The sequence below is a fragment of the Chromobacterium sinusclupearum genome (genome assembly GCF_002902845.1).
Taxonomy (GTDB): domain Bacteria; phylum Pseudomonadota; class Gammaproteobacteria; order Burkholderiales; family Chromobacteriaceae; genus Chromobacterium; species Chromobacterium sinusclupearum.
Window position 1 is genome coordinate 213,046 of the sequence record NZ_PPTF01000068.1, and the last position, 24,137, is coordinate 237,182.

The 24,137-nt window shown below is 63.6% G+C and carries 22 protein-coding genes; 13 read left to right on the top strand and 9 right to left on the bottom strand.

Annotation, left to right across the window (positions count from 1 at the left end; translation table 11 throughout):
* Positions 1-7: 7 nt before the first annotated feature.
* The 4 genes from C2134_RS15005 (at position 8) to C2134_RS15020 (ending at position 5,469) form a co-directional block, all read left to right on the top strand.
* The gene (locus C2134_RS15005) at positions 8-862 is read left to right on the top strand and encodes a carbohydrate ABC transporter permease (RefSeq protein ID WP_103320942.1); all 855 of its coding nucleotides are present in this window, start codon (positions 8-10) and stop codon (positions 860-862) included.
* Positions 859-2,376, top strand: coding sequence for a beta-N-acetylhexosaminidase (gene nagZ, locus C2134_RS15010; protein WP_103320943.1), 1,518 nt, complete (start codon positions 859-861; stop codon positions 2,374-2,376). The genes C2134_RS15005 and nagZ overlap by 4 nt, the downstream gene beginning before the upstream one ends.
* A 1-nt stretch (position 2,377) precedes the next feature.
* Entirely contained in the window at positions 2,378-3,496 is a 1,119-nt protein-coding gene (locus tag C2134_RS15015; protein ID WP_103320944.1) for an ABC transporter ATP-binding protein, read from the top strand.
* A 350-nt stretch (positions 3,497-3,846) separates the two neighbouring features.
* Positions 3,847-5,469, top strand: a complete 1,623-nt coding sequence (locus C2134_RS15020; protein ID WP_103320945.1) for a methyl-accepting chemotaxis protein — start codon at positions 3,847-3,849, stop codon at positions 5,467-5,469.
* Positions 5,470-5,693: 224 nt separating this feature from the next.
* On the opposite strand, the gene C2134_RS15025 is transcribed toward C2134_RS15020, so the two are convergent.
* The 4 genes from C2134_RS15025 to glpK form a co-directional block, all read right to left on the bottom strand.
* The gene (locus C2134_RS15025; protein ID WP_103320946.1) at positions 5,694-6,350 is read right to left on the bottom strand and encodes a B3/B4 domain-containing protein; all 657 of its coding nucleotides are present in this window, start codon (positions 6,348-6,350) and stop codon (positions 5,694-5,696) included.
* Positions 6,351-6,498: 148 nt separating this feature from the next.
* Positions 6,499-8,010: a glycerol-3-phosphate dehydrogenase gene (glpD, locus tag C2134_RS15030; protein WP_103320947.1), complete on the bottom strand. Its 1,512-nt coding sequence runs from the start codon at positions 8,008-8,010 to the stop codon at positions 6,499-6,501.
* 257 nt (positions 8,011-8,267) lie between these two features.
* On the bottom strand, positions 8,268-8,969 hold the full coding sequence (locus C2134_RS15035; RefSeq protein ID WP_103320948.1) for an MIP/aquaporin family protein: 702 nt from the start codon (positions 8,967-8,969) through the stop codon (positions 8,268-8,270).
* Between the two features lie 64 nt (positions 8,970-9,033).
* Positions 9,034-10,536 (bottom strand): glycerol kinase GlpK, encoded by a 1,503-nt coding sequence (gene glpK / locus C2134_RS15040; RefSeq protein ID WP_103320949.1) that lies wholly within the window; start codon positions 10,534-10,536, stop codon positions 9,034-9,036.
* 749 nt (positions 10,537-11,285) lie between these two features.
* Here glpK and pyk point away from each other — a divergent pair.
* The gene (gene pyk, locus C2134_RS15045; protein ID WP_103320950.1) at positions 11,286-12,692 is read left to right on the top strand and encodes a pyruvate kinase; all 1,407 of its coding nucleotides are present in this window, start codon (positions 11,286-11,288) and stop codon (positions 12,690-12,692) included.
* Between the two features lie 131 nt (positions 12,693-12,823).
* Positions 12,824-13,588, top strand: a complete 765-nt coding sequence (locus C2134_RS15050; protein WP_103320951.1) for a substrate-binding periplasmic protein — start codon at positions 12,824-12,826, stop codon at positions 13,586-13,588.
* A gap of 19 nt (positions 13,589-13,607) precedes the next feature.
* Here the strand turns inward: C2134_RS15050 and C2134_RS15055 are convergent, their stop codons facing one another.
* Positions 13,608-13,979 carry a VOC family protein gene (locus C2134_RS15055; protein ID WP_103320952.1) on the bottom strand — a complete coding sequence of 124 codons (372 nt, stop codon included), beginning with the start codon at positions 13,977-13,979 and terminating at the stop codon, positions 13,608-13,610.
* Positions 13,980-14,112: 133 nt separating this feature from the next.
* Here C2134_RS15055 and C2134_RS15060 point away from each other — a divergent pair, with 133 nt between their 5' ends.
* A complete protein-coding gene (locus C2134_RS15060; RefSeq protein WP_103320953.1) occupies positions 14,113-15,321 on the top strand; it encodes a winged helix-turn-helix domain-containing protein in 1,209 nt (402 codons plus the stop codon).
* A 3-nt stretch (positions 15,322-15,324) separates the two neighbouring features.
* On the opposite strand, the gene C2134_RS15065 is transcribed toward C2134_RS15060, so the two are convergent.
* Entirely contained in the window at positions 15,325-15,684 is a 360-nt protein-coding gene (locus tag C2134_RS15065) for an EthD family reductase (RefSeq protein WP_103320954.1), read from the bottom strand.
* A 147-nt stretch (positions 15,685-15,831) separates the two neighbouring features.
* Between C2134_RS15065 and C2134_RS15070 the strand changes: the two genes are divergently transcribed.
* The 3 genes from C2134_RS15070 (at position 15,832) to C2134_RS15080 (ending at position 18,068) form a co-directional block, all read left to right on the top strand.
* Positions 15,832-16,125, top strand: coding sequence for a hypothetical protein (locus C2134_RS15070; protein ID WP_043626996.1), 294 nt, complete (start codon positions 15,832-15,834; stop codon positions 16,123-16,125).
* Between the two features lie 109 nt (positions 16,126-16,234).
* A complete protein-coding gene (locus tag C2134_RS15075; protein WP_103320955.1) occupies positions 16,235-16,804 on the top strand; it encodes a PTS sugar transporter subunit IIA in 570 nt (189 codons plus the stop codon).
* 142 nt (positions 16,805-16,946) lie between these two features.
* Entirely contained in the window at positions 16,947-18,068 is a 1,122-nt protein-coding gene (locus C2134_RS15080) for a GGDEF domain-containing protein (protein ID WP_103320956.1), read from the top strand.
* A gap of 48 nt (positions 18,069-18,116) precedes the next feature.
* Here C2134_RS15080 and pdxR read toward each other — a convergent pair whose 3' ends face one another.
* Positions 18,117-19,559, bottom strand: coding sequence for a MocR-like pyridoxine biosynthesis transcription factor PdxR (pdxR, locus tag C2134_RS15085; RefSeq protein WP_103320957.1), 1,443 nt, complete (start codon positions 19,557-19,559; stop codon positions 18,117-18,119).
* A 101-nt stretch (positions 19,560-19,660) separates the two neighbouring features.
* On the opposite strand from pdxR, the gene C2134_RS15090 reads away from it, so the two are divergent.
* Genes C2134_RS15090 through C2134_RS15100 form a run of 3 tightly spaced genes read left to right on the top strand, consistent with a single transcriptional unit; the run spans position 19,661 to position 21,753 of the window.
* The gene (locus C2134_RS15090; RefSeq protein WP_103320958.1) at positions 19,661-20,704 is read left to right on the top strand and encodes an FAD-binding oxidoreductase; all 1,044 of its coding nucleotides are present in this window, start codon (positions 19,661-19,663) and stop codon (positions 20,702-20,704) included.
* Between the two features lie 20 nt (positions 20,705-20,724).
* Positions 20,725-21,408: a M24 family metallopeptidase gene (locus C2134_RS15095; protein ID WP_103320959.1), complete on the top strand. Its 684-nt coding sequence runs from the start codon at positions 20,725-20,727 to the stop codon at positions 21,406-21,408.
* A gap of 12 nt (positions 21,409-21,420) precedes the next feature.
* Complete coding sequence (locus C2134_RS15100; protein ID WP_103320960.1) at positions 21,421-21,753, top strand: gamma-glutamylcyclotransferase family protein; 333 nt, start codon at positions 21,421-21,423, stop codon at positions 21,751-21,753.
* A 72-nt stretch (positions 21,754-21,825) separates the two neighbouring features.
* On the opposite strand, the gene C2134_RS15105 is transcribed toward C2134_RS15100, so the two are convergent.
* Together C2134_RS15105 and thiC are read right to left on the bottom strand one after the other, a co-directional pair.
* Positions 21,826-22,065: a DUF2789 domain-containing protein gene (locus tag C2134_RS15105; RefSeq protein ID WP_103320961.1), complete on the bottom strand. Its 240-nt coding sequence runs from the start codon at positions 22,063-22,065 to the stop codon at positions 21,826-21,828.
* Between the two features lie 105 nt (positions 22,066-22,170).
* A complete protein-coding gene (gene thiC, locus C2134_RS15110; RefSeq protein ID WP_103320962.1) occupies positions 22,171-24,069 on the bottom strand; it encodes a phosphomethylpyrimidine synthase ThiC in 1,899 nt (632 codons plus the stop codon).
* Positions 24,070-24,137: the final 68 nt, after the last annotated feature.

A 24,137-nucleotide genomic window follows, 5' to 3' on the forward strand; every position in this document is an offset into this window, starting at 1 on the left:
AGGCGCGATGACCCCCACCACTACTCTGCCCGCCGCCGCGCCGCGGCTGGACCGCCTGGGCAACCGCGCCTTGCATTACCTGGCGCTGAGCGTCATCGCCCTGATCACGGTCTATCCGTTCTGGTGGACGCTGGTGACGGCTCTGTCCGGCGACGGCGAGGTGTTCGCCTTTCCGCCGCCGCTGTTGCCGACGGCGCCGACGCTGGCCCACTTCGGCGAGGCCATCTCCAGCATCGACATCCTGGCCTTTTATCGCAACTCGCTGGCCATCACCGCGCTGACGGTGGCCGGCACGCTCTTGGTCAGCGCGCTGGCCGCCTACCCGCTGGCGCGGATGCAGTTTCCCGGCCGCCGGCTGGTGTTCGGCGCCATCCTGGCCACCATGATCCTGCCCAGCGAGGTCAACTTCCTGGTCAACTTCATCACCGTGTCCAAGCTGCAACTGACCGACAGCTACAGCGGCGTGGTGCTGCCGACGCTTGCCGGCGCGGTGGGCATCTTCCTGATGAAACAGGCCTTCGAGGCGGTGCCGCAGGATCTGATCGACGCCGCCCGCGTGGACGGCGCGTCGGAGTGGCAAATCTTCTGGAAGATCATGCTGCCGCTGTCGCGCCCGGCGCTGGCGGCCTTGACCATCCTGACCACGGTATCGGCCTGGAACCAGTACATCTGGCCATCCATCGTGATGTCCAGCCCGGACAAGTTTCCGCTGTCGGTCGGCGTGCTGTATCTGGCCGGCGCCTTCAGCTTCAAGACGCGGGTGGTGGCGGCCGGCGCGGTGCTGACCGTGCTGCCCATCCTGATCGTCTTCCTGTTTACCCAGCGCTATTTCCTGCGCGGATTCGACGGAGCGGTGAAATGACCCTGACCCCTGAACAACTGGATGCCCTGGCCGGCCGCTGCCTGATGGTGGATGTGGAAGGCCCGGTTTTGAGCGATGCAGAAGCGGCGCGGCTGCAGCGCATGCGCGTGCGCGCCGTCTGCCTGTTCCGCCGCAACGTGCCGGACGCGGCCGCCACCCGCCGCCTGGTGGCGGACCTCAAATGCGCGCTGGGCGACGACATCCTGATCGGCATCGACCAGGAAGGCGGCGGCGTGATGCGCACGCTGTTCCTGCCGCAAGCGCCGGCGGCGATGGCGCTGGCCGCCGCGGACGACGATGCGCTGGCGCGCAAAGTCGGCTCTGCGGTGGCCCGCGGGCTGAAGAGCCTGGGCATCAACTGGAACTTCGCCCCGGTGCTGGACCTGAACAACAACCCGGCCAATCCGGTGATAGGCGAGCGTTCGTTCGGGGCGGACCCGGCGCGGGCCGCCGCCCTGGCCCGCGCCTGGATGGAAGGCCATCTGGCAGAGGGCGTGGCCTGCTGCGTCAAGCACTTCCCCGGACACGGCGACACCCATACCGACTCCCACCTGGACCTGCCGGTGGTGGACAAGCCGCAGGCCGAACTGCGCGACTACGAACTCGCCCCGTTCAAGACGCTGGCGCCGCGCGCGCCGGCGCTGATGAGCGCCCACATCCGCTTCCCCAGCCTGGACGCCGAATGGCCGGCCACCCTGTCGCCGGCCATCCTCACCGGTTTGCTGCGGCAGGAACTGGGCTTCCAGGGCGTCGCCATCACCGACGCCTTGAACATGCGCGCGATACGCGAGCGCTGGGGCCAGGCCGCCGGCGCGGTGCAAACGCTCAAAGCCGGCGCCGACCTGGCGTTGGTGCTGCAATTCGCCGACGAAATGGAAGCGAGCTTCGACGCGCTGCGCGCGGCCCTGCAAAGCGGAGACCTGGCGCAGGCGCGGCTGGAAGAAGCTGCGGAACGCGTGGACGCGCTGATCCGCCGCTATCCCAGCGTGGACGATTACGCCTATGCCGCCGAACAACGCGCGGCCGACGAAGCCTTGTTCGCCGACGCCTGGCGGCGCGCGCTGACGCCCCATGGCGACGTCCCCACGCTGCCGGCCGGCCAGCGGCTGCGGCTGGTGGTGCAGGACCAGGCGCCGTCCGACGGCGTATCCGAAGCCGGCCTGTCCGCCAGCAAGCTGGTGGCCGCGCTGTCGCGCCGCCACGCGCTGGAAGTGGTGCGTTTCGCGCAGCGCGCCGCGCTCGACTGGTCCACCCTGCCGCAGGACGGCGTCTTCACCGTGCTGGCCTCCACCACGCGCGAACGCTACGGCAGGCGCGAACAGCACAGCTGGAAGCCGGATTTGCATCTGGCATTATGGAACCCCTACTCGGCCGCCGACATCGCCGCGCCGGCGCTGATCAGCTACGGCTTCGCCGATGCCGCGCTGGAAGCCGCCAGCCGCTGCCTGGCCGGCGAGATCGCCGCCGTCGGCCGCCTGCCGGTGGACCTGGGCCAACCCTATCAGGAGCAATGAGATGTCCCGACTCGCGCTGAAACACATCCGCAAGGTGTACGACGACGGCAACGCCGTGATCCACGACGTCAGTCTGGACATCCGCGACGGCGAATTCATGGTCTTCGTCGGGCCGTCCGGCTGCGGCAAATCCACCATGATGCGCATGATCGCCGGCCTGGAAGACATCACGGCAGGGGAATTATGGATAGACGGCGAACTGGCCAATGACATCGAACCGGCCAAGCGCGGCCTGGCCATGGTGTTCCAGAGCTACGCGCTGTATCCGCACATGACGGTGCGCGAAAACATGGCCTTCAGCCTGAAGCTGGCCGGCAAGAGCAAGGCGGAAATCGATGCCGCCGTGCATCGCGCCGCGCTGACCCTGCAAATCGAACATCTATTGGACCGCAAACCCAAGGCCCTGTCCGGCGGCCAGCGACAGCGCGTGGCCATCGGCCGCGCCATTGTCAGAAAGCCCGGCGTGTTCCTGTTCGACGAGCCGCTGTCCAATCTGGACGCCGCGCTGCGCGTGCAGATGCGCATCGAGCTGGCGCGGCTGCACCAGGAGCTGGGCAGCACCATGATCTACGTCACCCACGACCAAGTCGAGGCGATGACGCTGGGCCACCGCATCGCGGTATTCAACGCCGGCCGCATCGAACAGGTGGGCAGCCCGCTGGAGCTGTACAACCAGCCGGCCAACCGCTTCGTCGCCGGCTTCCTCGGCTCCCCCAAGATGAACTTCATCCCGGCGCGCGCGCTGCAGCACACCCCCAGCGGCCTGCAGCTGCAACTGCCCGGCGACTACCGGCTCACCCTGCCGCTGAGCGACGCCGGCAGCGGCGAACTGGCGCTGGGCGTGCGCGCCGAGCATCTGCTCTTCGCCGAAACCGGCCTGCCGGTAACGGTGCAGTTGGTGGAGCACCTGGGCGACCAGCAGATCGTCTACCTGCGCGTGGAAGGCGCCGAGGAGCCGATCGCGCTGAAACTGAGCGGCCAGGAGGCGGAGCCTGCGCCGGGCAGCCTGCGTTTCGTGCAACCCGATCCGCGCCACTGCCATGTGTTCGATGGCCAAGGCCAGTCCCTGCCCAGGCTGTCGCAGCAAACGGTGGAGCAAGACGCCGCGCTGATCGTGTAAGACAAAGGCGAGGCCTCGCCTCGCCCTTATCCACAGCTTCCCGCGCGTTCAAGACTTATCCACAATCTTGCCGTCGCCGGCTTGCCCCTGTCCCTCACTCAAGTTCGCCGACGAAAGGCCCTCTCCTCTCGCGGGAGAGCGGTCTGAGGGAAAAGCGAGTCTCGCTCGCCCCTGCCGCCGCCCGACTAAAGCCCTTATCCACAGCCCAAAAGAAATGGTGGATTTATCCACAGCAGCGGCTCGCGTGGGAAAATAGTGAAAAACCTTTGATTTAGCTAAGTAAATATTCGTAAGACATCGCGAACTGCCCTACAACTAGAGCAAGATTCGTTCTAGCACGGAGGTTCTCCATGAACCGCCAATCCTCTCTCGCCGGGCAGCTGGCTGCCATTGTCGGACTCGCCATCGCCATCCTGCTGCTCGCCGCGATTTTCTCGCTGTCGCAACTATGGGGCAGCATCCGCACCTTCCGCGATCAGGTGGCCCAGGACCAAAGCAGCGTGCAGCAGGTGCTGACCATGCAGGTGGACTTCAAGAAACAGGTGCAGGAGTGGAAAGACACGCTGCTGCGTGGGCAGGACCCGGCCAAGCTGGCCAAGTACTGGGGCAATTTTCAGAAGAAGGAAAACCAGGTGCGGGATGAGGGCAATGCGTTGGCCGCTTCGGTGCCCGACCCGCAAGCGCAGCAACTGCTGCAACAATTCGTCGCCGCCCACCAGAAAATGGGCGAGGACTACCGGCGCGGGCTGGATGCCTATAAGCAAGCCGGCGCCGATTTCAAGGTGGGCGACAAGCAGGTGGCCGGCATGGATCGTCCGCCGACCGAGCTGCTGACCCAGGCCAGCGACTTTCTGGCCAAGCGCGCGCAAAGCAATGCCGAGTCCGCCGTGGCCAGCGCCAACGCCGCGCTGTGGCGGGTGGCCATCGTCATGGCTGTCGCCACCGTCTTGGGCCTGGCCCTGTTCCTGTACTACGTCAACCGCGCCATAGTTTCCAGGGCCCGCCGGCTGGTTGAAGACCTGACCCGTCTGGCAGAGGGCGACTTCACCCGGCCGTTCCAGCCAGGCCGCATGGATGAGATCGGCCAGATCGCCGCCTGCAGCGAAACGGTGCGCACCCATCTGGGCGCGCTGATCGCGGAGCTGATCAACGCCGCCAAGCAGGTGGGCGACACCAGCCAGGAGCTGGGCCGCTCCGCCCGCGCGCTGGCCAGCGGCGCCGAGACGCAGAACGACGCCATCGCCAGCAACGCCGCCTCGCTGGAGCAAATGGCCACTAGCATAGACACCATCGCCGAACAAACCGTGCGCATCAGCGAGGACTCCCACACCAGCGCGCAGAAAACCCGCAACGGGCTGGAAGAAGTGGCACACCTGCGCCGTCAGACAACGACGATAGACACGGTGATGGGCCAGGTGGACCAAGCCTCGCAGGCCTTCCGCGACAGCACCGAGGCCATCGGCCACCTGACCGGCCAGATCCGCGACATCGCCGAGCAGACCAATCTATTGGCGCTGAACGCGGCCATCGAGGCGGCGCGCGCCGGAGAAACCGGCCGCGGCTTCGCCGTGGTGGCGGACGAGGTGCGCAAATTGGCGGAAAACTCGGCCAAAGCCGCCAGCGAAATCAAGATGGTGACCGAACGCCTGAACCAGAACGCCCACTCGGTGGGCGCGACGGTGCAGAGCGGCATCGACGCCACGCGGCAGAGCCGCAGCACGATGGAGACGGTGATCGCCAATCTGCAGGCAGCCAACGACAGCGTGCAGGAAGCCAGCGGCGGCGTCGGCCAGATCCGCGACGCCATTTCCGAACAGAAAAGCGTCTGCAACAGCATCGCAGGCAGCTTCGAAACCGTGTCGCAGATGGTGGCCGACAATACCGAGGCCGCCAGCGAACTGCATGGCGCGGTGCTCAGCCTGAACGAACTGGCCGAGCACATGCGGCAAATGGTGGAAAAATTCCGCCTGTAGGGCGGAAGCCCGGCAAAGCCGGGCGTTCCGCCAACCACGGCGGATCGCCCCTGCGGGGCATCCGCCCTACCTCTCAAACACGGGATGGACAGCATCCAGCCCGTAGGGCGGGTAGGCCCTGGCCTTGCCCGCGCCATTCATGACGGCATCGGGTGAGAGGCCATAGGCGTTGGATCGACCCAAAAGCCCACCGCGCCGCGGGCAAGGCCTATGGCCTGCCCGCCCTACATTGCGAACGCGGGATGGGCGGCATCCAACCGGAAACGTACCAGCGAGCCGGCATGCGGTGCCAGCTCGCGCGCCAGCCAGTCCATGCCGGCCGCGCCGGACGGGAAGCCGGCATCCGGGCGCTCGCTGACGAACACCACATTACGGCTGGTTTCGTCGAGCTTGAAACGATCGGACTCCAGCCAGTTCAAGCAGCGGCACACCACTTCGCCGTCGCCGTTAAGCCATGCCGCTTCGTGTGGCTGCGGCTGTTCGGCTTCCGTTTTGCCCAGCGGCAAAAAGCTTTCGTCGCCGCGCGCCAGATCCAGCCGCAATTCGCCGCCTAGCTTGTCGATGTCCTCGCCGCCAAACGGCGCCAGGCTCTGCAAAGAGGCCTGGTTGTACAGGTCCACCAGCGGCAGGATGCGGCGCAACTTGTCTTTTTGCGCCGACTTGACCAGATACTCCAACGAGCAGCGCGCCTTCTTGTCGCCCGGCAACTCACGGTACAAGGCCTTCCAGCGCTGCAGCAGCGCATCCAGATCAACGTCCGGCTCCGGCAAGGCCAGCACGGCGGCAGGCAGCGCCGCCTGGTTCACACCCAGCGCCAGCAAACCCTCCACCTCCATTCCCGGCAACCGTCCCAACACAGCCTGGCTCAACGCGACGCGCATTTCGCTCTCCCTTTTCGCTATCGATGGCTCATGCTAGCCAAACGCTGGCGCAGCGGGAAACGAAAGCTTTTAATGGGGCATAAGCATGCCGCGCCGCCATGCAAAACAGCCCGGCGGACCGGGCTGTTGCCATGGCGAATCAGGACGATCAGGCGCTCAAGGCTTCGCGCGAGGATTGCGAACGGGCGGCCAGCCAGGCGTCGATCACCTTGTCGGCATAGGCCGGCAGATGCAATTTCAGCTTGGAACGGCGCCACAGGATGTCCTCGCTGCGCGTCGCCCATTCGGCGTCCACCAGATACTGCAGCTCGGCTTCATACAGGCCGGGCAGGATTTCCGCGCCCAGGTCGGCCAGGGCATTCGCCTGGCCGATCAGCTTGGCCACGCGCGTGCCGTAGGCGCGGGCCCAGCGTTCCGCCAGCTCCGCCGGCAGCCACGGGTGGCGCTGCGTCAAATCGCGCAGGAAGCGGCCGAAGTCGGCGCCCGGCATGTCGCCGCCCGGCAGCGGCGCGTCGGCGGTCCAGGTGGCCTTGTGGTTGCCGAGCAAGGGCGCGAGCTTGTCCACAGACTCTTCCGCCAGCTTGCGGAAAGTGGTGATCTTGCCGCCGAACACCGACAGCAGCGGCGCGCCTTGGGTATCCATTTCCAGCGCGTAATCGCGGGTAACGCTGGAAGCGTTGTCCGAGGCGTCGTCCAGCAGCGGGCGCACGCCGGAATAGGTGGACAGCACATCGGCCGGCGAGATCTGGCTGTGGAAATAGCGGTTGCTCATTTCGCACAGGTAGGCGATTTCGCTGTCATCTATCGCCACCTGGCCCGGATCGCCCTGGTATTCGACGTCGGTGGTGCCGATCAGGGTGAATTCCTTCTCGTACGGAATGGCGAAGATGATGCGCTTGTCCGGGTTCTGGAAGATGTAGGCGAACGGGTGGTCGAAGATTTTCTTGACCACGATGTGGCTGCCCTTGACCAGGCGGATGGACTTGCTGGACGGCATGGCCAGCTTGTCTTCGATCAGGCTCTGCACCCACGGGCCGGCGGCGTTGACCAGCGCGCGCGAACGCACTTCGAAGCGGCTGCCGTCCTCGCGCTGCAGCGTGGTCAGCCAGTGTTCGCCGTCGCGGCGCGCCGCCACGCAAGCGGTGCGGGTGTAGACCTGGGCGCCGCGCTCGGCCGCGTCCATCACATTCAGCACCACCAGCCGCGCATCCTGCACCCAGCCGTCGGAATAGACGAAGCCGCGTTTGAAAGCGTCCTTCAGCGGCGCGCCGGATGGATGCTTGGCGAAGCTGACGGTTTCCGAACCGGGCAACACCTCGCGCTTGGCCAGATGGTCGTACAGGAACAGGCCGCAACGTATCATCCATTCCGGACGCTGGTCGCGCGCATGCGGCATGACAAAGCGCAGCGGCCAGATGATGTGCGGCGCCGCCTTCAGCAACACTTCGCGCTCCTGCAGCGCCTTGCGCACCAGGCCGAACTCGTAATATTCCAGATAGCGCAGGCCGCCGTGTATCAGCTTGGTGCTGGCCGAGGAGGTGTGCGAAGCCAGATCGTCCTTTTCGCACAGCGCCACCGACAGGCCGCGGCCAGCCGCGTCGCGCGCGATGCCGGCGCCGTTGATGCCGCCGCCGATCACCATCAAGTCGTATACCTTCATTTGCCCGATCCTTGCTTATTCCGTCCTCGTCATTCTATCCACAATAGTTAACAAGGAACACAAATAAAACATTTTTCGTTCGTTATTTTTCGTTTTTGCCACAGACACCGCAGAAGCGCGGCAAAAAAGCCAGAAATGGCGAAGGAAAGCGAGAGACAACTGCTTATGTAGGAAGGGATTTTTCCGAATTCCAGCGCAGGCGAGAGAAACGAACAAAAAAGGAAAAACGGCGCGCCGGGAGCGCGCCGTCGCACTGATTACAGGGTGTAAGCCAGCGCCGCCAGCGTGCCGCCCAGCAGCGAACCGACCACCGGCACCCAGGCATAGCCCCAGTCACTGTCGCGCTTGCCCGGAATCGGCAGGATGGCGTGCATGATGCGAGGCGCCAGATCGCGCGCCGGGCTCATGGCGTAGCCGGTGGTGCCGCCCAGCGAGACGCCGATGCCCAGCACCAGCAGGGCCACCGGCAGCGCTTCGATCGCGCCCAGCGACATTTTCGGACCCACCATGGACAGGATGGCGAACACCAGCACGAAGGTGGCGACGATCTCGGACACCAGGTTGCCCGGCAGGCTGCGGATGGCCGGACCGGTGCAGAATGTGGCCAGCTTGGTGTCGGCGCAATCGGTGGTTTCATAGTGCTTGCGGTAAATCAGCCACATCAGGCCGGCGCCGGCCATGCCGCCCAGCATCTGCGCCGCCACATAGCCCGGCACCTTGTCCCACGGGAACTTGCCGGCGACGGCCAAGGCCACCGACACCGCCGGGTTCAGGTGCGCGCCGCTGATCGCGGCCACGCTGAACACGCCGACGAACACCGCCATCGCCCAGCCGAAGGCCACCACGATCAGGCCGCTGTTATGGCCCTTGGTGTTCTTCAGCAGCACATTGGCCACCACGCCGTTGCCCAGCAGCACCAGCAAGGCGGTGCCGATGAATTCGCCCATCAAAGGATTCATGATTGTCTCTTTCCAACTTTATCTAGGGATGCCCGCCGCGCGCGGCGGCGGGTCTTAGGGGAGATCAAGCCTGGTCGTCGGCCCACACCTTGGCGGCGTTGACCGCGCGCTGCCAGCCCTTGACGTTGCCGGCCACTTCGGCGGCGGCCATCTCCGGCTTGAAGCGGCGATCCAGCTGCCACTGGCCCTGCACGTCGTCCAGGTTTTTCCAGTAGCCCACTGCTAGGCCGGCCAGATAGGCGGCGCCCAGCGCGGTGGTTTCGGTGATCTTGGGACGCACCACATCCACGTTCAGGATGTCGGATTGGAACTGCATCAGCAGCTCATTGACGGTGGCGCCGCCGTCCACGCGCAGTTCGGCGATGCTCATCTTGGCGTCGGCTTCCATGGCCTTCAGCACGTCGCGGGTCTGGTAGGCGATGCTGTCCAGCGCGGCGCGGGCGATGTGGGCGGCCTTGGTGCCCAGGGTGGCGCCAACGATGGTGCCGCGGGCGTTGGCGTTCCAGTGCGGCGCGCCCAGGCCGGCGAAGGCCGGCACCAGATAGACGCCGTCGCTGTTTTCCACTTCCTGCGCCAGCGGGCCGACATCGGCCGAGTGGCGGATGATGCCCAGGCCGTCGCGCAGCCATTTGACCACGGCGCCGCCGATGAAGATGGAGCCTTCCAGCGCGTATTGCACCTTGCCGTCCACCTTCCAGGCGATGGTGGTCAGCAGGTTGTTGGACGATTCGATAGGCTTGTCGCCGGTGTTCAGCATCATGAAGCAGCCGGTGCCATAGGTGTTCTTCACCATGCCCGGCGTGGTGCACTGCTGGCCGAACAGCGCGGCCTGCTGGTCGCCGGCCACGCCGGCGATCGGGATTTCCACGCCCAGATGGGCGGCATGGGTATGGCCGTACACTTCGCAGGAGCTCTTCACCTGCGGCAGCATGCTGGCCGGGATGCCCATGATGTCCAGCAGCTCGGCGTCCCATTCCAGGGTGTGGATGTTGTACAGCATGGTGCGCGAGGCGTTGGACACGTCGGTCACGTGCACCTTGCCGTGGGTGAAGTTCCAGATCAGCCAGCTGTCCACGGTGCCGAAGGCCAGCTTGCCTTCGCGGGCGCGTTCGCGGGCGCCCGGCACATTGTCCAGAATCCACTTGATCTTGCTGCCGGAGAAGTAGGCATCCACCAGCAGGCCGGTCTTGGAGCGGATCAGTTCGCCAAGGCCGCGCGATTTCAACTCGTCGCAGAATTCAGCGGTGCGGCGGTCTTGCCACACGATGGCGTTGTACACCGGCTGGCCGGTTTCGCGGTCCCACACAATGGTGGTTTCGCGCTGGTTGGTGATGCCGATGGCGGCGATGTTGCGACCATCAATGCCGGCCTTGGCCACGGCTTCGGCGGCCACGCCCACCTGGCCGCCCCAGATTTCCTGCGGATCATGTTCCACCCAGCCCGGTTGCGGGTAGATCTGGCGGAATTCCTTTTGCGCCAGCGACACGATGTCGCCGCTGCGGTTGAACAGGATGGCGCGGGAACTGGTGGTGCCCTGGTCCAAAGCCAGTACGTACTGATCGCTCATTGTGTCTTCTCCTGATTGCCGGTAAGGCGGCTTGGTTAACAGCCGGGGATGTCAACGTTGCGTTGTATGTTGCTTTTTTTGCTTATGACGTTCGTTTTATTTGCGAACAATTCTATGCCCGAACAGACAGTTGTCAATAATTCGGTAAAAAAAAATACACTTTTCGGCGAAATCCAGCGCACCCGACAACAGGAAAATCATGAAAAATCATTTAATATCAAATGATTAAAAAATGTAGCGCAGCGCTACATTTTCACATCAAACAAGTGTGCCGCTCCAGATAGAATAAAAGACACGCGTTTCCCATTTCAGCAAGCAAGGTCCGGATAGATTCCCACGCCCGCGAGAAGGGAAATCCACAAATCCCGCTTTACAACAAGCATTTGCATGCGTTACAGGCAAATCAGCGCAAAGGAAAAAATAAGAAAATTATCGAAAATAAAGGCTGAGGAATTTCCGCCACGCAAAGCCACAAAACGTTGTTTTATAATCAGAAACACACATTTACGTAGTTATGACGCTACACGCCGCTTATGGCAGCATGAATGGCGTCGCCGGATGCCAAGAGTTGGACCCAGCGCAAAAAAACCGCCGCGCCGCTGTGGCATCATCGCCGGTGAGGCCTTGCCGTCCGCCCAGCGGACACCCCTGCATTGCGACGTCCTGTCGCGCGCAGGGATTAAGCAGCGTCGGCCCACAACACGCAATCGCTCCTGATCAATCGGCCGGATGGGCCGCAAAGGACTGTCATGCTTCGCAACACCAAAATTCTCGCCACGCTGGGACCTTCCTCCAGCACACCGGAACAAATCCTGGAATTGGCCCGCGCCGGGGTCAATATCTTCCGGCTCAATATGAGCCACGGCAGTCATGACGACCATCGCGCCCGTCTGCAGGCGATCCGCGCCGCCGAACAGGCGCTGGACAGGCCGCTGGGCGTGGTGGTGGACCTGCAGGGTCCCAAACTGCGCATCGGCAAGTTCCCGCAGGCCACGCCGGTAAAAACCGGCGATCGCTATGAATTCGTGCTGGACGAGGTGCAGGGCGATGCCCAGCGCGCCACGCTGCCGCACCCGGAGGCCTTCGCCGCGCTGCTGCCGGGCCACCGCATCCTGGTCAACGACGGCAAGCTGGCGTTCCACGTGGAACATGTGGAACCGCGCCGCATCGTCACTCGCGTGGAAGTCGGCGGCGAACTGTCCAGCAACAAGGGCTTCAACCTGCCGCACACCGTGCTGCCGCTGTCGGTCATCACCGAAAAAGACCGCAAAGACGCCGAATTCGCGCTGGCGGAAGGCGCGGACTGGCTGGCCATGTCCTTCGTGCAAACCGGCGCCGACGTCAAGGAGCTGCGCGACATCGTCGGCAAGCGCGTCGGCATCATTTCCAAGATCGAAAAACCGTCCGCGGTGGATGATCTGGACGCCATCGCCACGCTGTCCGACGCCGTCATGGTGGCGCGCGGCGACCTGGGCGTGGAGCTGCCGCCGGAAGACGTGCCGGTGGTGCAACGCAAGATCGTGCATCAGTGCCGCCACCTGGGCCGCCCGGTCATCGTCGCCACCCAGATGCTAGAATCGATGATCACCGCGCCGACGCCGACGCGCGCCGAAGCCAACGACGTGGCCACTGCCGTGTACGAAGGCGCGGACGCCGTCATGCTGTCGGCCGAAACCGCCGCCGGACAATATCCTCTGGAAGCGGTGCAGATCATGGACCGCATCATCCGCCGCGTGGAAAGCGCCCCGGATTACCGCAAGGTGATGGCGCTGGACTACAGCGTGGCGGACGAGCCGGACCGCACCGACGCCATTGCCGCCTGTGTGCGCAAAGTCGCCACGCTGCTGCCGGTCACCGTGTCGGTGGCCTTCACCACCAGCGGCTCCACCTGCATCTATCTGGCGCGCGAACGCCCGTCCACGCCGATACTGGGCATCTCGCCGAATCTGGCCACGGCGCGCCGCCTGTCGCTGGTATGGGGCGTGGTGGCCTACCATGGCCCGGACGCGGAAAACCTGGAGGACATGGTGGTGAAGACCACGTTCTGCGCCACCAAGCTGGGCCTGGCCCAACAGGGCAAGCCCATGGTGATCATCGCCGGCGTGCCTTTCGGCACCCCCGGCTCCACCAATCTGCTGCGCATCGTCTACCCGTAAACGCAAGCGGCGTAGGAAAGCAAAACGGAACCTGCGGGTTCCGTTTTTTCATGCGCGGCCCTGCGCGCCCTTCGTTGCGGCCGCTGCCGATACTATGCTGATACGGTAGCGAATCGTCCGGAACGTTAACGATGCAGCGGCAATCCTTTCACGCATTCCTCACCATCCTGTTGTTGGCTATCTCGTGCTCCACCCGGGCCAGCGAAGCCTCTGGTCTGGTCATCAATTTCGATGCCAGCAACCCGCCGCTGATGTATGCGGCCAAGCAAGGGCCGGCGGGGCTTTACCCGGCTTTGATTTCCAAGGTTTGCGAACGCGCGGGCATCGCCGTCACGCTGCGCGCGGGATCTTGGCGTTTTGCCCTGCAGGAACTGCGCGACGGCCGCGCGGCCGCCGGCGGCATCATCAAGACAGCCAGCCGCGAAAAGCAGTTCGACTTCAGCCAGCCCATCTTTCAGGAACGCGTGGTCATGGCCTATCCGGCGCAAGCGCCACGCTATCACAGCCTGGAAGATCTGTTCGGCAAACGCGTGGGCGTGATTGCGGGCTGGAGCTACGGCGACGCTTTCGACCTGGCGCGCAAAGAGGGCAAGCTGTTGGCATTCGACAGCGACAGCGACGCGCAAAACCTGCGCCAACTCAAATTGGGCAGGCTCGATGTGGTGCTGGGCATACGCGAATCGCTACAACTGGTGCTGCGCGAAGGCGGCTATCAGGATGTGACGCTGACACAGGAAACGCTGGTAAGCAATCTCTCTTACCTCGCCATCAACAAGACCTCACCGCAGCGCACGCTGCTGACGCGTTTCAATCAGGCGCTGGAAGCCATGCGCAAGGACGGCAGCTACGAGACGATCATGCGCGAGGTCTTGGCCGGCAAGCCGGCTGCGCCGTGATAGCTCTGATCCTGCCTCCTCAAAAACTATAAGTGCCCACTTCGATCAGATTGCCATCCGGGTCGTTGAAGTACACCGAGGTGATGGGCCCCATCGCGCCGCTGCGCGTCACCGGTCCCTCTACTATGGCCACGCCCTCCTGCTTCAGATGCGCCATCACCTCGGTCAGCGGGGAATCGGTGATCAGGCAGAGGTCGCCGGAACCAATCACCGCATGATTGCGCGTCTCCTGGCCCAGGGTTTGCAGATTGATCTTCTGGTTGCCGAAGCGCAGCGCGCGGCGGCCGTTGCCGAAACTCACCGCCTCCAGCTTCAACACGCGTTGATAGAAAGCCACCGCGGCTTCGGTATCCCGTACCGTCAGGACAAGGTGGTCGATATGGCTGATCATGCTGTCGCTCCAAAACAATAGAGCTGTCCACACTGCCACAAAGCTGACGCCATGTCATGCCAAAAGCATCGACAAAAGACTGCGACGGCAGGGCCTGATATAGTCGTCTTTCCCACTTTTCCATGCCTAGCCCATGACGCATCATCTGTCGCAGCAGCAAGCCCGCCACCTGCAACTGGCCGCCCAGGGCCTGCTGTCCGCGCCGCGGCGCAAAGCCTCCCAGGCCGATGTGCTGGCCGCCATCCGCCGCATGGCGCTGTTGCAGATCGACACCATCAGCGTGGTGGCGCGCAGTCCTTATCTGGTGCTGTACAGCCGCGTCGGCGCCTACGATCCGGGCTGGCTGGACCAATTGCTGGCCGAAGGGGCCTTGTTCGAATACTGGGCGCACGAAGCCTGCTTCGTGCCGGCGGAAGACTATGGCCTGATGCGTCACCGCATGCTGAACGCGGAAAGCCTGGGTTGGAAATTCTCGCAGCGCTGGTTCGATCAACACCGCGCCGATATCGAGGCCATCGTCGAGCATATTCGCGTCCACGGCCCGGTGCGCTCGGCCGATTTCGAGCGCAAAGGCGGCAAAGGAAGCGGCTGGTGGGACTGGAAGCCGGAAAAGCGCCACCTTGAGGTGTTGTTCACGCTGGGACGGCTGATGGTGAAGGAGCGGCGAGCCTTCCAGCGCGTCTATGATTTGGCCGAACGGGTAAGGCCAGACTGGGACGACGCGCGCGACCTGCCCACGCCGGAAGAGGCGCTCTTGGAACAAGTGCGCAACAGCTGCCGCGCGCTGGGCATCGTCAAGGCCGGCTGGGTGGCCGATTACTACCGGCTCAAGCGCGCACCGTATGGCGAGCTGCTGCACGGCCTGGCCGACCAGGGCGAGCTGATCCCCGTGAAAGTGGAAGGCTGGAGCCACGACGCCTTCGTCCACGCCAGCCTGGCTGCCGAGTTGGAGCAGGCCGCGGCGGGCACGCTGAACAGCGGCAATACCGCCATCCTGTCGCCGTTCGACCCGCTGGTATGGGACCGCAAGCGCGCGCTGGAGCTGTTCGACTTCGATTACAAGATCGAGTGCTACACGCCGGCGCCCAAGCGCAAGTATGGCTACTTCACTTTGCCGATTCTCCATCGCGGCAAACTGGTGGGCCGGCTGGACGCCAAAGCCCACCGCGCCCAGGGCGTATTCGAGGTGAAATCGCTGCACCTGGAGCCCGGCGTGCGCGTCAGCCAGCGGCTGAGCGATGACCTCAAACGCGCGCTGAGCCGGATGGCCGATTGGCACGGCACGCCGCGGCTGGCGATAGGTCAGGCGCCGGATGGCTTGGCAGAACGGCTGGCCGGCTGAAGATCACTCCGCGTTCGCATACCAGCCGTGGACGCCGGCCGGCCGCTCGTCCCACAGCAGCAGTTCGTTGTACTGCAGCTGCGGCGTGATATCGGTGTAATGCGGAATATCGCCCGTAATGCGCGCCGCTACTGGAGCAAAGGCCTGCTGAAACGCCTCAATCGAATCAAACAGCAACAACGCCTGCGCCGCATAACCCGCCGGGCTACCCGGCTCCATGCCGGCCAAACCGCGCTCCACCCGCACGCCCTTTAAGGCCGGGCCCAGCAGCTGCTGCACCAGGGGGATGTGGCGCTGCAGGTAGTAGTCGAAATCGAAATGCGCGCCGGCGCGTTGCGGATAGAGGACGCTGACAGTAATCATGACGGGCTCCATATCGTTAGGACAAACGACAAGTTAAACCCAAACAGCTGCATTTCCAATGTCATTTAGCGAAAACTGGCTCATTGGCCGGAACTTGCCGCCTGTCCAACCGCTCTGTAACAACATTCCATTTTGTAGGACAACACCATGCGCACCGTGATCATCGCCGCCAGCAGCGCCTTGATTCTGGCTGGCTGCAACCAGCAACAAACCAGCCAGTTGCAACAAGCCGCCTCCGCCGCCATCGGCAGCGTGCATCAGAGCGTGGACGGCGCCAGCGCCCCCTTAGGCCAGCTGCAACAGCAAGCCAGCGCCGCCCTTGGGGTAGCCAAACAGGTGGGCGCCGCCGCCACCGTGCTCAACCCGGAACTGAAACAGCAAGTGGACAAGCTGAAGGAACAGGCCTCCGCGTTGAAAGGCGCGATCAAGCCGGCCGATTAGAGGCTGTTGACAAGATTTTGATGCGGCGCGGCAAGATATTTAGCTGCAATTTAGCCGCCGCGTCCTAGCATGGCTGCGTCACCCTCACCCAACACGGGAGCGCACCGCCATGCAAACCTTGCCCGATATCTGCCAGATCAGCGACATCCTGCTGGACGTGGACATAGACAACAAACACCAGCTGTTTGAATTCGCCGCCCGCCAGCTGGGCCAGCGCCACGCCGTAAACGCTCAGACGCTGGCCACCGCGCTGCTGTTGCGCGAGCAATCCGGCAGCACCGGCCTGGGGCATGGCCTGGCCTTGCCGCACGGCCGCATTTCCGGCCTGGCCGAAGCCCATGCGCTGTTTCTACGCCTGAAGCAGGGCCTGGAGTTCGATGCCCCGGACCACGCGCCGGCGCACAGCTTTCTATTCCTGCTGCTGCCGCAGGAGACGCGCCCGCCCCATCTGCAGCTGCTGGCCTCCATTGCCCGCATGTTCAGCGAGCGGCCGTTCCGCGAAGCGCTGGCGCGCAGCCACCATCCGCAGCAAGTGCTGCGCTTGTTCCAACTGTGGGCCGATCCGGACGCCGACAACGATCCGCATTTCCTGCTCGACAGCAACCGCTACTTCCTTGATGCCGAAGCCAGCCTGAGGCCGGATTACAGCATACGGCGCAAGGTCGTGGCCCGCTTCTAAAGCGCAGGTTCCAGGTCTTTGCCCGCGGCGTTGGCCGGATAGGCTTGGCACAAGTGGCGCGCCGGTTCTCCACAAAGCGCCGGCAGCGGAACGGCGTTTGCTAAAATGAATCAGTTACCGCCCCATCAACTGCCATCGCCCTATGTCCGACTACCTGCTGATCATGGTTTCACTGGCTGTCGCCAGCATAGGCGTCATCACCTGGCAGCACAGCATCCGCGCTGACCTGATCCGCGCCAGACGGCGCTGGCTGCAGGCCTCGCTGCTGCTGGCCGCCGGCATGCTGGTGGAGGGGAGGCTGTTTGGCTGGGGGCCACTGCAGATGTCGGTAGGACCCGCCATCACTACCGCCGGCATCACGCTGCAATTGATGGTGATCGCCCGACTGATCGGCATGCGCCCTCCTGGCTGGCTGTGGCTCGCCGTCGGCGCCTATGCCGGTCTCGACTACTGGATACCGTGGCAGACGCTGCAAATGGCGCTGGATGCGGCAGAAATCCCTGTGCTGTATCTGGCCGCCGCCTGGCTGTATCAGCAGGCCGAACGGCAGGTGTGCCGCAACCGCTTCAGCCCTACTGCCCTGCTCTTCCTGATCGGCGCGCTGCTGTACATCTGGCGCGACGGCGCCGACATGTGGCGGCATCTGCACGGTTTGCCCGTCCTGCCGCATCCACAAGACGGCATGCATCATCTGGCGCTGACCGTCGCTGCTGCGGCACAGGTCTGCGGCGCCGTGGGTTTTCTGAACATCGCCCTGCAGCGGCAAAACAGCCGGCTGCAAGACGCTGCCAATATCGACCCGCTCACCGCCGCCGGCAACCGCCGCGCGCTGCAATACTGGCTGAACACGCTCGATGCCTCGACCCAGCGCGTCTGCGTGGTGATGCTGGATATCGACCACTTCAAATCCATCAACGACCGCTTCGGCCATCCGGCCGGCGACGCGGTGCTGCAGATGCTGGCTGCCGTGCTCAACAACGGCGTGCGCGGAAACGATCTGCTAATCCGCTACGGCGGTGAGGAGTTCTGCCTGGTGATGCCGGATACCTCCGCCGAGGTGGGCTTTGCGGTGGCGGAACGGTTGCGCCAGCAATTCAACCAGCTGCAGCCGCTGCCGAGCCATCCTGAGCTGCGTTGCAGCTTCTCCGCCGGCGTGTGCGAATGGCAGTGCCGGCAGCAGGACTTCGCCACCGCGCAACAAAAGGCCGACCAGGCGCTGTATCAGGCCAAACAGGGCGGACGCAACCAGGTGTGCCGGCTGTAACGTTACTGTCTGCCCTTAAACACGCCATAGCCCTGAACAGCTTGCCCGCTACTCGGCATGCTGTTCGGACAAAGCCTGCGCCAAGCGTTTCACCCCCAGCAGCAGGGCCTCATCCTCCAAATCGGCGTAACACAAGCGGATTCCATGCACTACGCTGCCATCGCCGGTGAAATGACTGCCGGCCAATATCTTCACGCCTCGTCGCCGAGCATCCTCCACTAGGCGCGTCATATCGATATTCGAGCCCAACTGCAGCCAGATCGCCAGGCCTCCCGCCGGCAACTCAAAATCGGCCTTGCCATTCAACTCCCACTGCAGCGCCTCCACCAACACCTGCCTCCGGTGTTTATAGACGCGCCATGCCCGCCGCACATGGCGCCTCAACTCGCCGCTATCCATCAATTCCGCCACCGCCTGTTCCGTCACAGGATTGCCCTGGCGATCAATCAGCAGGATGTTGTCGACACAACGCTCGATCAGCGCCGCGGGCGCAAGCACAAAACCTATGCGCAACCCCGGAGCCAACACTTTGGACAGCGAGCCGACATAAACCACTCGCCGTCCTCCAGGCAGGCTGGCAAGCGGATACATCGGCCGATGCGTGAAATGGAACTCGTGGTCGTAGTCGTCTTCGATGATGTGGAAGTCATAGCGCTCCGCCAAGGCCAACAACTGCAGCCGTCGCTCCGCCGGCATCATCTTCGTGGTGGGAAACTGGTGGTGTGGCGTCAGATACACCGCCTTCACCGGATAACGGCGACACAAGGACTCCAGTTCCCCAGACAACATGCCTTGAGCGTCGCTTGCCGCATCCAGACACTGCGCGCCCTGCGAGCGAAATGCATTGCGCGCCGATGGATAGCTCAAACGGTCCACCACGACCGCATCGCCGGGTTTCAACAACACCTTGCCGGCCAGATAGATGCCCATCAGGCTGCCGCGCACAAGGCAAATATTCTCCAACGTAGCCGACAGGCCCCGCTCCATGGTCAGCATGCGCAACAATGACTGGCGCAGCCCCAGCTCGCCGCGCGGATCGCCATAGGACAAGCGCCCCGACCGGGCGGTGGCGATCAGGGCGCGCCTATAGGCCCTGCCTAGCGCGTCGAAAGGAATCAGCCGGGAATCCGGAACGTTTTCGGAAAAATCGATCAGATCCGCTTTCGGCATCTGCTCGGCCTGCTGCCGCGACAGGATGAAGTCCAGTTCAGCCTCCTCCGCCAACGGCGCCGGCAGCGATGCCGCAACGAACGTGCCGCGCCGCCCCTCCGCCGTTACCCACCCCTGCGCCGCCAACTCGTCGTAGGCCAGCACCACCGTCTTGCGGTTCAAGCTCAGCCTATCCGCCAGTTCCCTGCTACCAGGCAGCGCATCGCCCGGCCTGAGCCTGCCGCGCTGGATCTCGTCCGCCACCTGCTGCGCGATCTGTAGATGCGCTGGCAAGCCGCCTTCGCGCCGTATGGTCAGCAACATGGACCAGGGTCTCAGCATGCGTGTCTCCCCGCATCTGGACCAGTCAATTTATAAAAACTGGATGTTTTTACTGGTCCATCACTCTTATAGCATAAGCATGTTTTTGGGAGATATGCACGATGATCGAAACCTATTCTTACCGCTTGCAAGCACTGCACTGGCTGGATGGCGTCACGCTGCGTCTGCTGTTGCGCCCGGAATGCCACCGCGGCTTGTCCATCCAGGCAGGCCAATTCTTCAGCCTGCAACTCCCATCCGGCATCACACGCAGCTACTCCCTGGCCTGCGCTCCGCGCAACGATGGTTGGCTGGAGGCCCACATCCGGCTGCGCGCAGCCGGCCAGGCCAGCGCATGGCTGCGGCATGAAGCGTGTCCTGGTCAGATGCTGACTATTAGCGGTCCCTTCGGCGACTGCGTATGGGAGGCGGAGCAGGCAGCGATAGACCGTGTGGTCATGCTGGCCACCGGCACCGGCATCGCCCCGCTGAAAGCCATGCTGGAATACGCCCACGCGGCGGGATGCCGCACGCCGATGCATCTGTATTGGGGCGGCGCCGAAGACGCCGATCTCTATCTGGCCGAATACTTTGCCAGTCTGGCTCTGCGTTGGCCGTTATTGCGTTTCATCCCCGTACTGAGCAATGCGCCGGCTGAATGGACCGGCCGCCGCGGCTTTGTCCAAGACGTCGCCGCCACAGACCATCCCGACCTGAGCAGCGCTCGCGTCTACGCCTGCGGCGGGCCGCGCATGGTGGAGCAGGCACGCGCGTTGCTGACGGATCGCTGCCATCTGCCCGCTGAGCGCTTTCACGCCGATGCCTTCGTCCCTGCGCAAGCACCTGCCGCCAACCACGGCAATCTGACTGTGCGCTGGCGCCGGCCGCAAGGCGACTGGCTGACAGTACCCGCCGTTGAAGGAGATCCGCTGATAACCGCGCTGGCCGCCGCCGGTCTGGTGCTGCCGGTATGCGGCGGGCAGGCTGCTTGCGGAGCCTGCCGTGTCGCCATCGATTCCAATTGGCTGAGCCAGCTGCCGCAACCTTCTCGACAGGAGCAACGGCTGCTGGCCGCGCTGGATGAGCCATCGCCGGCGCATCGCCTGGCCTGTCAAATCAAGCTGAGCACCGAACTGAACGGCCTGTCTCTGGCCGCCCATCGCTGATGTTTACAAGGAGAACCACCATGCAAGAAACCTGTTTGCCGCAAGAAGCCGTTGGCGCGGCTTTCAACCGCGAAACCATGCTGGACGTGCGACGCCGCACACGGGATGCCGTGCACAAAATTGCATCCCACATTCGTCCCGGCATGCTGGAAGAAGACGCGGTGGAACTGGCTCGCGACGTGTTGGCCGATGCCGGCATGCTGCGGGGTTGGCACGACGTCTACGTGCGCTTTGGCCGCAACACGCTGAAAACCTTTGGCGCGCCATCGGAACCAGGCGTCTATCTTGGCGAAAACGACATTTTCTTCATCGACATCGGTCCGGTATGGAAACAGTGGGAAGGCGACGCTGGCGATACCTTCGTCACCGGCAGCGATCCGGAGCGCATCCGCTGCGCCGACGATGCGCGCGCCATTTTCCATGAAGTGAGGAGCCATTGGCTGAAGGAGGGCTGCAGCGGACGAGAACTATACCGCTACGCCGAAGACTGCGCCCATCGCCGCGGCTGGCGATTGAATCTCGACCTTTCTGGCCACAGGCTGGCAGATTTCCCCCATGCCGCCATACACAATGGCGCATTGGCGGACTTCGACCATGCGCCGAGCGCGCTGCTATGGGTGCTGGAAATCCATATCCGCCATCCCAATGAGGCATATGGCGCTTTTTTTGAAGACATGCTGCTGGACGACAGTCACTACCTGTAAGCGAGACGCGATATGCCCAAATTGTTCTCTTACGGCACGCTGCAACAAGACAATGTGCAGCTCGCCACCTTCGGCCACCTATTGCGCGGCCGCCCGGCTCAATTAGTCGGCTTCAAGCTGGATAGTCTGGAAATTCGCGATGCCGAAGTGGTGCGCGCCAGCGGCAAGACCCACCATCCCATCGTCCGATTGAGCGAGAATCCGCAAGACTGCGTTGCCGGCAGCGTGTTCGACATCAGCGATGAAGAGCTGGAACTGGCGGACCGCTATGAGGTGGATGATTACCAGCGGGTAGAAGCGCTGCTGGATACGGGCGAACGGGCCTGGGTCTATATCGCCGCTTAGCCGCAAAAGGCCATAGACAAGGGGCGATGGCTTATCCACAACCATCGCCCGTTTCTATTTTTATCCACAGCTTCAGGATTCGCCTTGCTGCAGCAACACCGCCAGCTCGTCCACCGCCTCGCTCCATTCGGCATCATTCTCCAGCGATTGGCGCAGGAAGGCCGCCTGCGCAGGACTCCAGAACGGCGCGTCAGCCAGATTGGACTTGGGCGGCAGCGGATGGCTGGCGATGAAGGCGCGCATCGCCGCCGGATCGTCGGACAAGCCCAGCTGGCGGAACAGGCCAGGCAACAGATGGCTGCTGGTATCCATAGCAGGCTCCTGCGGTGAGGGAGATACGCTCATCGTATACCCAAGCCATCGTGGCGGCATGAAAAAAGCGGCGGTCTGCGCCGCCGCCTGTTGTTCCAGCCATACTTAAACCTTGTCGTACAGCTTGCCGCCGCTCTGCACGAATTCGATGGACTTCGCTTCCATTCCCTTGTGTAAAGCATCCTGCGCGCTGATGCCTTGTTTGGCGGCGAAATCGCGCACATCCTGCGTGATCTTCATCGAACAGAAGTGCGGCCCGCACATGCTGCAGAAGTGCGCGACCTTGGCGCTGTCCTTGGGCAGCGTTTCGTCGTGGAAATCGCGCGCCTTGTCCGGATCGAGGCCCAGGTTGAACTGGTCTTCCCAGCGGAATTCAAAACGCGCCTTCGACAGCGCGTTGTCGCGGATCTGCGCGCCGGGGTGGCCCTTGGCCAGGTCTGCCGCGTGCGCCGCCAGCTTGTAGGTGATGATGCCTTCCTTCACATCATTCTTGTTGGGCAGGCCCAGATGCTCCTTCTGCGTCACGTAGCACAGCATGGCGGTGCCGTACCAGCCGATCTGCGCCGCGCCGATGGCCGAGGTGATGTGGTCGTAGCCCGGCGCGATGTCGGTGGTCAGCGGCCCAAGGGTGTAGAACGGCGCTTCGCGGCACCATTCCAGCTCCTTGTCCATATTCTCCTTGATCAGCTGCATAGGCACGTGGCCCGGGCCTTCGATCATCACTTGCACATCGTGCTTCCAGGCAATCTGCGTCAGCTCGCCCAGCGTCTTCAGCTCCGACAGCTGCGCCTCATCATTGGCGTCCCAGGCGCTGCCGGGACGCAGGCCGTCGCCCAGGCTGAAGGCCACGTCATAGGCCTTCATGATTTCGCAGATGTCCTCGAAGTGGGTGTAGAGGAAATTTTCCTGATGATGGGCCAGACACCACTTGGCCATGATGGAACCGCCGCGGCTGACGATGCCGGTCATGCGGCCCGCCGTCATCGGCACATAGGCCAGGCGCACGCCGGCGTGGATGGTGAAGTAGTCGACGCCCTGTTCGGCCTGCTCGATCAACGTGTCCTTGAAGATTTCCCAGGTCAGGTCTTCGGCCTTGCCGTTCACTTTCTCCAGCGCCTGGTAGATCGGCACGGTGCCGATCGGCACCGGAGAGTTGCGCAGAATCCACTCGCGCGTTTCGTGGATGTTCTTGCCGGTGGACAGGTCCATGATGGTGTCGGCGCCCCAGCGTATGCCCCAGGTCATCTTGTCCACTTCTTCGGATATCGACGACGTTACCGCGCTATTGCCGATATTGCCGTTGATCTTCACCAGAAAATTGCGGCCGATGATCATCGGTTCGGATTCCGGGTGGTTGATGTTGGCCGGGATGATGGCGCGGCCGGCGGCCACTTCCTGACGCACGAATTCGGCGGTGATCTCTTCCGGCAGATTGGCGCCGAAGCTGTGGCCCTTGTGCTGACGCGTCATCAGGTCCAGCAGGCGCTGGTTGCCGGTGGCTTGCAGCGATGCCACATAGGCTCGGCGATTCAGGTTTTCGCGGATGGCGACGAATTCCATCTCCGGCGTGATGATGCCGCGGCGCGCGTAGTGCATCTGGCTGACGTTGCGGCCGGCCTTGGCGCGGCGCGGTTTGCGCTGCAGATTGAAGCGCAGCTCGGTCAGCTTGGGATCGGCCTCGCGCGCGCGGCCGTATTCGCTGGACAAGCCATCCAGTTGTTCGCAATCGCCGCGCTCGGCGATCCAGCCGGCGCGCAGCGGCGCGAGGCCGCTCTGGATGTCGATGTTAACCCCCGGATCGCTGTATGGGCCGCTGGTGTCGTAAACGAAGATGGGCGGATTCTGTTCGCCGCCGAACTGGGTCGGCGTGTCGGCCTGGCGGATCTCGCGCATCGGCACTTGAATGTCCGGACGGCTGCCCTCTACATAGATTTTGCGGGAATTCGGCAAAGGCTGGATGGCGGCGGCATCCACCACCATGGCTTGGTTCACGGGCGCGTTCATCGGGCGGGTCTCCAAAAACGATGAAACGGCGCAAGGAGCGATCCGGCGTGGCCGGCTGCGGGCCCGGG

Excerpts from the sequence above, each read along its gene's own strand:
- C2134_RS15065 (WP_103320954.1), bottom strand. The coding sequence starts at position 15,684 with ATGATTACTGTCAGCGTCCTCTATCCGCAACGCGCCGGCGCGCATTTC.
- C2134_RS15015 (WP_103320944.1), top strand. The coding sequence starts at position 2,378 with ATGTCCCGACTCGCGCTGAAACACATCCGCAAGGTGTACGACGACGGC.
- pdxR (WP_103320957.1), bottom strand. The coding sequence starts at position 19,559 with ATGCTGAGACCCTGGTCCATGTTGCTGACCATACGGCGCGAAGGCGGC.
- C2134_RS15095 (WP_103320959.1), top strand. The coding sequence starts at position 20,725 with ATGCAAGAAACCTGTTTGCCGCAAGAAGCCGTTGGCGCGGCTTTCAAC.
- C2134_RS15105 (WP_103320961.1), bottom strand. The coding sequence starts at position 22,065 with ATGGATACCAGCAGCCATCTGTTGCCTGGCCTGTTCCGCCAGCTGGGC.
- thiC (WP_103320962.1), bottom strand. The coding sequence starts at position 24,069 with ATGAACGCGCCCGTGAACCAAGCCATGGTGGTGGATGCCGCCGCCATC.
- pyk (WP_103320950.1), top strand. The coding sequence starts at position 11,286 with ATGCTTCGCAACACCAAAATTCTCGCCACGCTGGGACCTTCCTCCAGC.
- C2134_RS15070 (WP_043626996.1), top strand. The coding sequence starts at position 15,832 with ATGCGCACCGTGATCATCGCCGCCAGCAGCGCCTTGATTCTGGCTGGC.
- C2134_RS15025 (WP_103320946.1), bottom strand. The coding sequence starts at position 6,350 with ATGCGCGTCGCGTTGAGCCAGGCTGTGTTGGGACGGTTGCCGGGAATG.
- nagZ (WP_103320943.1), top strand. The coding sequence starts at position 859 with ATGACCCTGACCCCTGAACAACTGGATGCCCTGGCCGGCCGCTGCCTG.
- C2134_RS15055 (WP_103320952.1), bottom strand. The coding sequence starts at position 13,979 with ATGATCAGCCATATCGACCACCTTGTCCTGACGGTACGGGATACCGAA.
- C2134_RS15075 (WP_103320955.1), top strand. The coding sequence starts at position 16,235 with ATGCAAACCTTGCCCGATATCTGCCAGATCAGCGACATCCTGCTGGAC.
- C2134_RS15100 (WP_103320960.1), top strand. The coding sequence starts at position 21,421 with ATGCCCAAATTGTTCTCTTACGGCACGCTGCAACAAGACAATGTGCAG.
- C2134_RS15035 (WP_103320948.1), bottom strand. The coding sequence starts at position 8,969 with ATGAATCCTTTGATGGGCGAATTCATCGGCACCGCCTTGCTGGTGCTG.
- C2134_RS15090 (WP_103320958.1), top strand. The coding sequence starts at position 19,661 with ATGATCGAAACCTATTCTTACCGCTTGCAAGCACTGCACTGGCTGGAT.
- C2134_RS15005 (WP_103320942.1), top strand. The coding sequence starts at position 8 with ATGACCCCCACCACTACTCTGCCCGCCGCCGCGCCGCGGCTGGACCGC.
- C2134_RS15050 (WP_103320951.1), top strand. The coding sequence starts at position 12,824 with ATGCAGCGGCAATCCTTTCACGCATTCCTCACCATCCTGTTGTTGGCT.
- C2134_RS15060 (WP_103320953.1), top strand. The coding sequence starts at position 14,113 with ATGACGCATCATCTGTCGCAGCAGCAAGCCCGCCACCTGCAACTGGCC.
- glpD (WP_103320947.1), bottom strand. The coding sequence starts at position 8,010 with ATGAAGGTATACGACTTGATGGTGATCGGCGGCGGCATCAACGGCGCC.
- glpK (WP_103320949.1), bottom strand. The coding sequence starts at position 10,536 with ATGAGCGATCAGTACGTACTGGCTTTGGACCAGGGCACCACCAGTTCC.
- C2134_RS15020 (WP_103320945.1), top strand. The coding sequence starts at position 3,847 with ATGAACCGCCAATCCTCTCTCGCCGGGCAGCTGGCTGCCATTGTCGGA.
- C2134_RS15080 (WP_103320956.1), top strand. The coding sequence starts at position 16,947 with ATGTCCGACTACCTGCTGATCATGGTTTCACTGGCTGTCGCCAGCATA.